Below are 11396 nucleotides of genomic sequence, written 5' to 3' on the forward strand. Positions count from 1 at the left end.
GCAAGGGTGAAATCGGCCGTGATCCTTCGCGCCCCCCCCTGTCCTGCCGGACATCTCCCCCACTTGGGGGGAGATTGGCAGCTTCGGCGCCCCGCTCATCCTGAGACGTTGGCGATTGGCGAAAGCCGGGGTGAAGTCTGATCTCCCCCCTTGTGGGGGAGATGTCCGGCAGGACAGAGGGGGGCGCTGTCCCGCCTGCGCCTCAAAGTTTCTCCGCCGCCGCAAGGCTGGGAAGTCTCAGGCGGCAAACACTTTCTCGCCGCCGATCCAAACATCCTTCACATCCAGCTCATCCGATAACCCGACAATGTCGGCGGCGGTGCCGTTGGCGAAGCGGCCGAGGCGATGGGCCTGGCCGATTGCCTCGGCCGGGTAGAGCGAGGCCATGCGCAAGGCCTCGTCGAGCTCCAGCCCGACGACGCGGTGGACGTAGCGAATGGCGGAAATCATGTCGAGGTCGGCGCCGGCCAGCGTCCCATCCGCCAGCCGCAGACTGCCATCCCCACGGTAGATGGTGCGGCCGTTGAGCGTGAACGAGGTCATGTCGGTGCCGATCGTCGCCATGGCGTCGGTGACCAGCAGGATCTTGCCAGGTCCCTGCTTGCCGCGCAGCGCAAGGATCATCGTTGCCGGATGGACATGGATGCCGTCGGCGATGATGCCGGCGTACAAGCCGCCGGTGTCGATCGCCGCGCCGGCCAGGCCTGGCTCGCGGTTGCCGATCTGGCTCATGGCGTTGAACAGGTGCGTGACCACCGTGGCGCCGGCGGCGGCGAAGGCGCTGGCGGTCGAATAGTCGGTGTCGCTGTGGCCGAGGCTCACGATGACGCCGGCCTTGGCCAGCGCCGTGACACGGGCCGGTTCGACCGATTCCGGCGCGATGGTGGTGAGCAGCACCGGCAGGTCGCGACGCGCCGCGATAAGCGCCGCCTCGTCGGCGTCGGTCATCGGCCGGATCAGCGCCGGATCATGCGCGCCCTTGCGGGCTACGGAGAGATGCGGTCCTTCCAAATGCAGGCCGAGGAAGCCCGGCACCTTTTCCCTGGTTGCCTCGGCGCCGGCGCCGATGGCGGCGGCGGTGATCGATGGCGTATCGGTGATCAATGTCACCAGCAGTGCCGTGGTGCCGAAGGGAGCATGCGCCCGGCAGATGGTTGCAATCGAGGCGACGTCGGGATCGTCGTTGAGCATGACGCCGCCGCCGCCATTGACCTGGATGTCGACGAAACCCGGCACCAGCAGGCCACCGCCGGTTTCGATCGCCGAAACGCCGGCCGGAACGGCGCCGGCGGGCAGGATGGCCTCGACCGCGTCGCCATTGATGACAAGGGCGGCATCGTCGTGCCAGTCGGCGCCGTCGAAGATGCGGGCGCCGGTGAGTGCGAAACGGTCGCTCATACGGTTTCCGTCACTTTGCGCAGGTTGCGCGGCGTATCGGGGTCGAGGCCGCGATGGCGCGCAAAGGCCTCGACGAAGCCATAGAAGGACACGATCAGCGGCAGCGGATCGGTCAGCGGATGGCCGGTGGCGACATACGGCAGCAGCCTCGCGGCCTTCGCCTTGTCGGACGTGACGAAGGCGGCCGCGCCCTTGGCCGTCAGGCCGTCAGCCGCCTCGGCGACCGAGGGTTCGGACGCATCGCGCGCGGCGAGCGCCAGAACCGGGAAATCCGGCCCGACCAGCGCCAGCGGCCCATGCATGACCTCGGCGGCGCTATAGGCCTCGGCATGCATGGCGCAGGTTTCCTTGAATTTCAGGGCCGCCTCGCTGGCGATCGCGAAGGATGGGCCGCGCCCGAGGATGAACAGCGATTGCGGGTTCTCCAAAGCACCGGCGAGCGCCATCCAGTCGCAGGCGATCGCCTTCTCGAAGTGGCCGGGCAGGCCGGCGAGCGCCCGAAGCAATGGCTGGTCGTCGGTCGCGTGCGCCATCAGCGCAAGGCCGGCGACGGCCGAATTGACGAAGGTCTTGGTGGCCGCGACGGACCGTTCCGGCCCTGCCAAAATGTCGATGGCATAGTCGGAGACGCGCGCCAGCGGCGAGTCCGCCGTGTTGGTGATGGCGACGGTGAGCGCCCCTCCGGCCCTTGCCGTTTCGGCCATGGCGACGATGTCGGGGCTCTTGCCCGACTGCGAGACCGCCAGGCAGGCGGAGCCGCGCAGCCGGAGCTTGGCGCCATAGATGGAAGCGATCGACGGTCCGACCGAGGCGACGGCGAGGCCTGCCGTCAGCTCGACGGCATATTTCATGAAGGTCGCGGCATGGTCGGACGAGCCGCGCGCCACGGTGACGACGAAATGCGGGTCGCGCTCGCGAATGCCGCGCCCTGCCTCTGCCAGCACCGAAGCCGAGCCGTCGAGAAGCCGAGCGGCGGCTTCCGGGATCTCGTCGATCTCGCGCCGCATATGGGTGGTGGTTGCGCTCATGCCCGGATCTCCTCTCCCGGCCCGGTCAGCCGGAGTTCCGCGACGAAATCATAGGCGTCGCCCCTGTAGACCGAGCGGGTGAACTCGATCACCTTGCCGCTCGCCAGATAGGAAATGCGCTCGATCTGCAGGCCGGCAACCCCCGGCGGCACTTCCAGGAGGCGCGCATCGGCATCGCCAAGATTGGTGGCGGAGATGCGCTGCACCGCGCGCACCGGCCGATTACCAGTCATGCCCAGCGCCGCATAAAGCGAGGAGCCGATCGCCTCGGGGTCGGGCAGCACGCTAGCCGAGAGCGCCGCGCGTTCGATCGCCAGCGGCGTATCGTTGGCGATGCGCAGGCGCGCGACACGCGCCACCAGCTCGGTCGAGGACAGGCCGAGCACCATCATCTCGTCCGGCGACGGCGCATAGAGGCCGCGGTCGAGCCAGACCGAGCGCACTGTCATGCCGCGGCGCGCCATGTCCTCGGTGAAGGAGGTGAGCCTCGACAGCGACTGCTCGACGCGCTCCATGCGCGGCGCGACGAAGGTGCCTGAGCCATGGCGCTGGACGAGGATGCCGCCCTTGACCAAGTCCTGCACCGCCTTGCGCACGGTGACGCGCGAGATGTCGGCCTTGCTGGCGATATCTCGCTCCGACGGCAACGCGTCGCCGGGGCCGATCAGGCCGCGATTGACCGCTTCCTCGATGCTGCGCCTGAGCTGCAGGTAGAGCGGCGCGCCGCTCTGCGAGGATTCTTTAAGCATGGCGAAGATCTGGTCGGCGGCGCTCATCGGGCGGCCTCCGGACCCTTGGCGAAGACGCGCACGGCCATCTGCACCGCGCCGCCGAGCGCATCGTCGAGCGGGGCTTTGAGCAGCGCCTGATAGCGTGCCGACAGGCGCGGCGCATAGAGCGGCGCAAGGCCCCCGAGCAGGCAAAGCGGCGCATCGTCTGCAAGATCGAGCGCGCCGAGCGACGCCTCGACATCGGCCACCGCCTTGTCGAGGATCCAGTTGGCGACGAGGTCGCCCTTTTCGGCATGCTCGAAGACCTTTGGCGCGAAGCCGCCGAAATCGCCCGGCTTGGCGTTGGTGGTGAATTCGACCACGTCCTCGGGATTGTTGCGGAAGACGGCGAGCATGGCGTCCGTCAAGGGCGAGCCCGGACGGATGCCGTCATAGGCAAGCAGCGTCTGTTCCAGCAGGTCGCGGCCGATGCGGGCGCCGCTGCCCTGGTCGCCGACCTGAAATCCCCAGCCGCCGATGGCGCGCGACTTGCCGCCTTTACGCGCCATATAGGCAGTGCCGGTGCCCAGGATGGCCATGGCGCCGTCGCCCGAACCGACCGCGCCCTCGAGCGCGATCTCGGCGTCGGTCTCGACGCGGCTCTCACTGAAGGGCAGGATAGCCTCGAGCTGCTGCCGGTAGGTGCCGACATTGGCGCCGGCGAGGCCGAGAATGGCCGGCGTCCTCGGGATCAGCTCCGGATCCTTTCCGGCGGCCAGAAATGCCTGCCTGGCCGCCTCGACGATGTTGGCGCGGGCGCCGGTGAGGTCGGTTCGGATGTTGGCGGCGCCGCTCTTGGCACGGCCGACGACAACGCCGTCGGCGGTCGCAAGGGCCGCCCTGCAGCTGGTGCCGCCGCCATCGATGCCAAGCACGAAATTCACGCGATTTCTCCTCGATCTGGATAATACCAATAAAATACCAATAGCCAAGAGTTAATTTCAGGTTCAAAAAAGATTAAGCCGTATTTTATTGAAACCCCACGATAATTTGCCGGCAAGCGAGCTCCGCATTCTGAAAAGTGTTAATGCGTGTGGACAAGTGGTATTTTTTTGGTATTGTTTCTTCAATCGGAGGAAAATGGATGGCCGAGACGCGCACGGAAGCGCTCCACCAGAATGCCGAGGGGCTGGATGTCCAAGCCCCTGAAGCCATCCTGTCGTTCCTGGCCAACGCCCAGATCGAGGCCGCCAAGGCCGTGCACGGCGCCATCCCGGCAATCGCCGCCGCCGCCGAACTCATCGCCAGGCAATTGAAGAGCGGCGGCAAGCTCGCCTATGCGGCGGCCGGCAGCTCCGGCCTGATGGCGGTTGCCGATGCGCTGGAACTGCCCGGCACTTTCGGCATCGCACGCGACCGCATCGCCATCCTGATCGCCGGCGGCGACGAAGCGTTCCGCACGCTGGCCGGCGGACCGGAGGATGACACCGAGGAAGCTACGGCGGCTGTTGCCGCGGCCAATATCGGCAAGGGCGATTGCCTGATCGCCATCTCGGCCAGCGGCTCGACCCCTTATGCTGTCCAGGCGCTCCAGGACGCGCGGCACCGCGGCGCGGCAACCGTCGCGATCGCCAACAACAGGGGCGCCGCGCTGTTCAAGCAAGCCGACGTCGCCATCCTGCTCGAAACGCCGCCGGAGCTGATCGCCGGCTCGACGCGCATGGGCGCCGGCACCGCGCAGAAGGTCGCGCTCAACATGCTCTCGACGCTCACCGCCATCCATCTCGGCCATGTCCATGACGGCTACATGGTCAACCTTACCGCCGACAACATCAAGCTGCGTGACCGTGCCGTACGCATGGTCGCCGCCATCAGCGGCCGCAGCCGCGACGACGCCGCCCGCCTGCTCGAGGAAAGCGGCGGCGTTGTCAAAACAGCCATTCTGCTCGCCGCAGGCGCCGCCAGCGCCGACGCGGCCGAGAAGATACTGGAAGGAACCGGCCAGAAGCTCCGGCCGGCGCTTTCCGCGATCGAGGGGAGCAAGGGGCGCTGAGCCTCTGTTCTCATCAAAACCGAACCTGAAAAAGGTCAACAGGGAGACTGAAGATGAAGACCAAACTACTGACGGCCCTTCTGCTCGGCACAAGCATCCTCGGCACGACCGGGATGGCTCTGGCCGAGGACGTGACGCTCAACATCGAAAGCTGGCGCGGCGACGACCTGACCATCTGGAAGGACAAGCTGATCCCGGCCTTCGAAGCCAAGAACCCCGGGATCAAGGTGGTGTTCGCGCCTTCGGCCCCGACGGAGTATGACGCTGCCCTCGGCGCCAAGCTCGCCGCCGGATCGGCCGGCGACCTGATCACCTGCCGCCCCTTCGACAAGTCGCTCGAGTTGTTCAAGAAGGGCAACCTCGGCGACCTTACCGCGCTGCCGGGCATGGAGAACTTCTCGCCCGTCGCCAAGGCCGCCTGGCAGACCGACGATGGCAAGTCGAGCTTCTGCGTGCCGATGGCTTCGGTCATCCACGGCTTCATCTACAACAAGGACGCCTTCGACAAGCTGGGCATCAAGGTGCCGCAGACCCGCGAGGAGTTCTTCGCGGCGCTCGACAAGATCAAGGCCGACGGCACCTACATCCCGATGGCGATGGGCACCAAGGATCTGTGGGAAGCCGCGACCATGGGCTACCAGAACATCGGCCCGAACTACTGGAAGGGCGAGGAAGGCCGCGCAGCCCTGATCAAGGGCGAGCAGAAGCTGACCGACAAGGACTGGGTCGCGCCGTATGAGGAACTGGCCAAGTGGAAGCCGTATCTCGGCGACGGCTTCGAGGCGCAGACCTATCCGGACAGCCAGAACCTGTTCACGCTCGGCCGCGCCGCCATCTACCCGGCCGGCTCGTGGGAAATCGGCCTGTTCAACACCCAGGCGCAGTTCAAGATGGGCGCCTTCCCGCCGCCGGTCGAGAAGGCCGGCGACACCTGCTACATCTCCGACCATACCGATATCGGCATGGGCCTGAACGCGGCCTCGAAGCACGCGGAAGAGGCCAAGAAGTTCCTGTCGTGGGTTGCCTCGCCGGACTTCGCCACCATCTACGCCAACGCGCTGCCGGGCTTCTTCAGCCTGAACTCCTCGCCGGTGAAGATGGAAGACCCGCTGGCGCAGGAATTCGTCTCCTGGCGCGGCAAGTGCAAGTCGACGATCCGCTCGACCTACCAGATCCTGTCGCGCGGCACGCCGAACCTCGAGAACGAGACCTGGGTTGAATCGGCCAACGTGATCAACGGCACCGACACGCCGGAGGCAGCGGCCAAGAAACTGCAGGACGGCCTCGACAGCTGGTACAAGCCGGCGAAGTAAGAGCACCGATTGCGATGCCGGCCGGGCGCGATCCCGGCCGGCATCCAAACAGTTCCAGATAGCGATTGTCGGCGCCGCCTCACGGTCTTACCCTCACCTTGCGGGGAAGACGGAGCCGATCTGTCGCTGGCCTTGTCTTCCCCCCTGAAGGGGACGTTCGGGCCGCGCATCGAGGCATCATCTAGCATCATCCGACCTGGAACAGAGAGACGGCGGGGACCGAACTCATGGCCGCACAGACACGACCGAAAAGACCGATCCGCTGGCATGTCGGCGTCTTCCTGGCGCCGGCGGTGCTGGTCTACACGGCGATCATGATCCTGCCGCTCGCCGGCACGCTTCAACTCTCATTGTTCCGCAACGTCGAACAGCACCAGGTGTTCGTCGGTTTCGACAATTTCCGCACCCTGTTCGGCGACCCCAACTGGTCGGTCAATTTCTGGAATGCGCTGCGCAACAATGTCTGGTTCTTCATCATCCACATGCTGGTGCAGAACCCGATCGGCGTGCTTTTGGCGGCGCTTCTCTCCAGCCCCCGGCTGCGTTTCGCCGTCTTCTACCGCACGGCGATCTTCGTCCCGACGATCCTGTCCTTCGTCATCGTCGGCTTCGCCTGGAAGCTGATCCTGTCGCCGCTGTGGGGCGTGGCGCCGCATCTGATGGATTTCGTCGGATTGAAGAGCCTGTTCACGCCATGGCTGGGCAAGGAGCAATATGCGCTGACGGCGCTCAGCCTGGTTTCGGTGTGGCAGTTCGTCGGTATCCCGATGATGCTGATCTACGCAGCCCTTTTGTCGATCCCCGAGGAAGTGATCGAGGCGGCCGAATGCGACGGCATCACCGGCATGGCGCAGTTCTGGAAGATCAAGCTGCCGCTGATCCTGCCTTCGATAGGCATCATCTCGATCCTGACCTTCGTTGGCAATTTCAACGCCTTCGACCTGATCTACACGGCGCAAGGCGCGCTCGCCGGTCCGAACTATTCGACCGACATCCTCGGCACCTTCCTCTATCGCGCCTTCTTCGGCTTCCAGCTGCAGGTCGGCGACCCCAATATGGGCGCGGCGATCGCCACGATGATGTTCCTGATCATCCTCGGCGGCGTCTGCGTCTACCTGTTCCTCGTGCAGACGCGCCTGCGTCGGTATCAGTTCTAGAGGGTTGGAGATGTCGAGCTTGAACACCCCCCTCTGGCCTGCCGGCCATCTCCCCCGCAAGGGGGGAGATTGGCAGCTTTGGCCCTGCCGCCCGTCTTGCAGCGTTGGTGATTGGCGAAAGCCTGCGCGACATCTGATCTCCCCCCTTGCGGGGGAGATGTCCGGCAGGACAGAGGGGGGTGCCTTGGCGTCGACCTCACGGATCGCGATTGTTCAGGAGACTTCCCAATGAGCACAGCAACCCGTTCGCTTCCCCGCACCATCGGCGCCCACGCGGTCCTTCTGACCTACACCGCGATCGCCCTGTTTCCAGTGATCCTGGTGATCATGAACTCGTTCAAGTCTCGTGCCGGCATCTTCGGCGCGCCGCTGACGCCGCCGACGCCGAAGACCTTCGACCTGATCGGCTACACCACGGTGATCGGCCAGGGCGACTTCATCCACTATTTCCAGAACAGCCTCGTCGTCACCGTCGCCTCGCTGTTCTTCGTGCTTTTATTCGGGGCGATGGCCGCTTTCGCGCTGTCGGAATACCGCTTTCGCGGCAACACGCTGATGGGGCTTTACCTGGCGCTCGGCATCATGATCCCGATCCGCCTCGGCACCGTCGCCATCCTGCAATTGATGGTGGCGAGCGGGCTGGTCAACACGCTGACGTCGCTGATCCTGGTCTACACCGCGCAAGGCCTGCCGCTCGCCATCTTCATCCTGTCGGAATTCATGAAGCAGGTGTCCGACGATCTGAAGAACGCGGGCAGGATCGACGGGCTGTCGGAATACACGATCTTCTTCCGGCTGGTGCTACCGCTGGTGCGGCCCTCCATGGCGACGGTCGCCGTCTTCACCATGATCCCGATCTGGAACGATCTGTGGTTCCCGCTGATCCTGGCGCCGTCGGAAGAGACCAAGACGGTGACGCTCGGCGCGCAGCTCTTCCTCGGCCAGTTCGTCACCAACTGGAACGCGATCCTGGCCGCGCTGTCGCTGGCGATCCTGCCGGTGCTGATCCTCTATGTCATCTTCTCGCGGCAGCTGATCCGCGGCATCACGTCGGGAGCGGTGAAGTGAGCGGAGCCCTACAGATCTCCGCCGGCGCCTCCACCCCACCCGGCGCTTCGCGCCGACCTCCCCATCGAGGGGAGGTAGGAGGTCGCCGCTTTATGGTCGACCGCTTGGGTTCCCAATTCAGAGCAGCTTCTTCGGTGGTGGGGATGTTCACGCCAACGCCCTACCTCCCCTCGATGGGGAGGTCGGCGCGAAGCGCCGGGTGGGGTGACACCCTCTCAGGAGATGGAGCAGTCAGGTGAACGACAGAACACCCCTTCGCGTCGTCGTGGCTGGCCTCGGCAATATGGGCCGCAGCCATGCGCTGGCCTATCACACCAATCCGGGCTTCGAGATCGCCGCGCTCGTCAACCGTTCCGACGTGCCGCTGCCGGACGAGCTTGGCGGCTACGGCATCCGACGCTCCTTCGAGGACGCTTTGCGCGACGAGAAGCCGGATGTCGCCGCCATCGCCACCTATTCCGACAGCCATGCCGACTACGCGGTGCGGGCCTTCGAGGCCGGCTGCCATGTCTTCGTCGAGAAGCCGCTGGCGACGACCGCCGCCGATGCACAGCGCGTCGTCGATGCCGCCAAGGCCAATGGCAGGAAGCTGGTGATCGGCTATATCCTGCGCCACCATCCGTCCTGGGTGCGGCTGATCGCCGAGGCGCGCAAGCTCGGCGGTCCTTACGTGTTCCGCATGAACCTCAACCAGCAATCCTCCGGCCACACCTGGGGGACGCACAAGCAGCTGATGCAGACGACCTCGCCGATCGTCGACTGCGGCGTGCATTATCTCGACGTGATGCTGCAGATCACCGACGCCAGGCCGGTCGAGGTACGTGGCATGGGTGTGCGGCTCAGCGACGAAGTCGCGCTGTCGATGTACAATTACGGCCATCTGCAGGTGCTGTTCGATGACGGTTCGGTCGGCTGGTACGAGGCCGGCTGGGGTCCGATGATCTCGGAGACGGCCTTCTTCGTGAAGGACGTGATGTCGCCCAAGGGCTGCGTGTCGATCGTGATGAAGGAGGGTGTGAAGTCCGACGACATCGACACTCACACCAAGACCTCAACCATCCGCCTGCACAGCGCTGAGACCGGGCCAGACGGCAGGTTCGCTAAAGAAGACGAGCTGCTGTCGATGGAGGGCGAGCCGGGGCACCAGGAGCTCTGCGACCTGGAGCAGGCCTTCCTGCTCAAGGCCATCCGCGAAAACATCGACCTCACCCGCCACATGGACGATGCCGTGAAGTCGCTCGCCGTCTGCCTTGCCGCCGACGAGAGCGTGCGCAGCGGGAAGGCCGTAAAACTCTAGGACAAGGACGACGCCGTGGGCTCGCTGAAGATCGAGAATGTGAAGAAGGCTTTTGGGCCGGTCGAGGTGTTGAAGGGCATCGACCTCGAGGTGACGGACGGCGAATTCGTCGTCTTCGTCGGCCCATCCGGCTGCGGAAAATCGACGCTGCTGCGCGTGATCGCCGGATTGGAGGACTCGACCTCCGGCCGCGTGCTGATCGATGGCGCCGACGTCTCGATAACGCCGCCCGCAAAACGCGGCATCGCGATGGTGTTCCAGACCTACGCGCTCTACCCGCATCTGACGGTGAAGAACAATATGGGCCTCGGCCTGAAGCAGGCCGGCACGCCGGGGGCTGAGATCGAGCGGCGCATCAAGATCGCTTCTGCCATGCTATCGCTCGAGCCCTATCTCGAACGCCGGCCGGCGGAGCTGTCGGGCGGCCAGCGCCAGCGCGTCGCCATCGGCCGCGCCGTGGTGCGCGAGCCAAAGCTCTTCCTCTTCGACGAGCCGCTGTCGAACCTCGATGCCGCCTTGCGCGTCAACACAAGGCTTGAGATCGCGCAGTTGCACCGCCGGCTGAAGGCGACGATGATCTACGTCACCCACGACCAGGTCGAGGCGATGACGCTGGCCGACAAGATCGTGGTGCTCAATGCCGGCAAGATCGAGCAGATCGGTAGTCCGATGGAGCTCTACAATTCGCCGGCCAATGAATTCGTCGCCGGCTTCATCGGTTCGCCGAAAATGAATTTCATCGATGGCGCGCGGCTTGGCGAGACAGCCAAGAGCATCGGCGTGCGGCCGGAGCATTTGACGGTCGATGCGAATTCCGGCGCCTGGAAAGGCACGGTGGTGCATGCCGAGCATCTCGGCGCCGACACCAACCTCTATCTCGACTGCGAGAAGGCGGGACTGATCACCGTGCGTATCTTCGGCGTCTACAATTCCGAGCCGGGGGCGGCGCTCTATGCGACGCCGGATGCGGCCAAGACGTATAGGTTCGGGGCGGATGGGAAGGTGCTGAAGTAGCGCCAGCTTCCCCTTCTCCCCTTGTGGGAGAAGGTGGCCGCGAAGCGGCCGGATGAGGGGTGTTGGAAGGATCTCGGCGCAGCAGAATTAAGTGCCCGGGAACCCTCAATTTTCAAGGGCGCGCTCCGCTGGAGCACCCCTTGTATCTGCACGGACAGAGATTTGTGCAAGGAAAGCGACTGAGCCTCGAACCGGATGGCCATCCGATTCGAGGCTTGGCGAAGTCGCCCGACACCCCTGCGGCCACAACCGTGGATGAGCCTGGGATCTTCGCCTTCGTCACGCACGACCGAATAGTCGCTTGGCTCCAATCGTACGCACAAGGCAGGTTACCGTGAACAAGACCATCTGTGGAGTG

At 65.0% G+C, this 11396-nt stretch carries 10 protein-coding genes; 6 read left to right on the forward strand and 4 right to left on the reverse strand.

Translation table 11 applies throughout. The features are described from left to right. Nucleotides 1-237: 237 nt before the first annotated feature. From nagA to YU3_RS0127605, 4 genes are read right to left on the reverse strand one after another with little or no spacing between them, the layout of a single operon-like run. On the reverse strand, nt 238-1398 hold the full coding sequence (gene nagA / locus YU3_RS0127590) for an N-acetylglucosamine-6-phosphate deacetylase (RefSeq protein WP_027169249.1): 1161 nt from the start codon (nt 1396-1398) through the stop codon (nt 238-240). Next, nucleotides 1395-2426, reverse strand: coding sequence for an SIS domain-containing protein (locus YU3_RS0127595; protein ID WP_027169250.1), 1032 nt, complete (start codon nt 2424-2426; stop codon nt 1395-1397). The genes nagA and YU3_RS0127595 overlap by 4 nt, the downstream gene beginning before the upstream one ends. Further along, entirely contained in the window at nt 2423-3202 is a 780-nt protein-coding gene (locus YU3_RS0127600) for a GntR family transcriptional regulator (protein WP_027169251.1), read from the reverse strand. Before YU3_RS0127600 ends, YU3_RS0127595 begins: the two co-directional genes overlap by 4 nt. After that, nucleotides 3199-4080, reverse strand: a complete 882-nt coding sequence (locus YU3_RS0127605) for an N-acetylglucosamine kinase (RefSeq protein ID WP_027169252.1) — start codon at nt 4078-4080, stop codon at nt 3199-3201. The genes YU3_RS0127600 and YU3_RS0127605 overlap by 4 nt, the downstream gene beginning before the upstream one ends. Before the next feature lie 200 nt (nt 4081-4280). Here YU3_RS0127605 and YU3_RS0127610 point away from each other — a divergent pair, with 200 nt between their 5' ends. From YU3_RS0127610 to YU3_RS0127635, 6 genes are all read left to right on the forward strand, one after another. Beyond that, nucleotides 4281-5189, forward strand: a complete 909-nt coding sequence (locus tag YU3_RS0127610) for an N-acetylmuramic acid 6-phosphate etherase (protein ID WP_027169253.1) — start codon at nt 4281-4283, stop codon at nt 5187-5189. A gap of 53 nt (nt 5190-5242) precedes the next feature. Then, on the forward strand, nt 5243-6502 hold the full coding sequence (locus YU3_RS0127615; protein WP_027169254.1) for an ABC transporter substrate-binding protein: 1260 nt from the start codon (nt 5243-5245) through the stop codon (nt 6500-6502). A gap of 227 nt (nt 6503-6729) precedes the next feature. Then, on the forward strand, nt 6730-7659 hold the full coding sequence (locus YU3_RS0127620) for a sugar ABC transporter permease (RefSeq protein ID WP_027169255.1): 930 nt from the start codon (nt 6730-6732) through the stop codon (nt 7657-7659). 228 nt (nt 7660-7887) lie between these two features. After that, nucleotides 7888-8727 carry a carbohydrate ABC transporter permease gene (locus tag YU3_RS0127625; protein ID WP_027169256.1) on the forward strand — a complete coding sequence of 280 codons (840 nt, stop codon included), beginning with the start codon at nt 7888-7890 and terminating at the stop codon, nt 8725-8727. A gap of 235 nt (nt 8728-8962) precedes the next feature. Further along, the gene (locus YU3_RS0127630; RefSeq protein ID WP_027169257.1) at nt 8963-10024 is read left to right on the forward strand and encodes a Gfo/Idh/MocA family oxidoreductase; all 1062 of its coding nucleotides are present in this window, start codon (nt 8963-8965) and stop codon (nt 10022-10024) included. A 15-nt stretch (nt 10025-10039) separates the two neighbouring features. Continuing rightward, a complete protein-coding gene (locus YU3_RS0127635; protein ID WP_027169258.1) occupies nt 10040-11038 on the forward strand; it encodes an ABC transporter ATP-binding protein in 999 nt (332 codons plus the stop codon). Nucleotides 11039-11396 lie beyond the last annotated feature (358 nt).

Origin of the sequence: Mesorhizobium sp. WSM3224, from assembly GCF_000427725.1 — a bacterium.
In the GTDB taxonomy this organism is placed as follows: domain Bacteria; phylum Pseudomonadota; class Alphaproteobacteria; order Rhizobiales; family Rhizobiaceae; genus Mesorhizobium.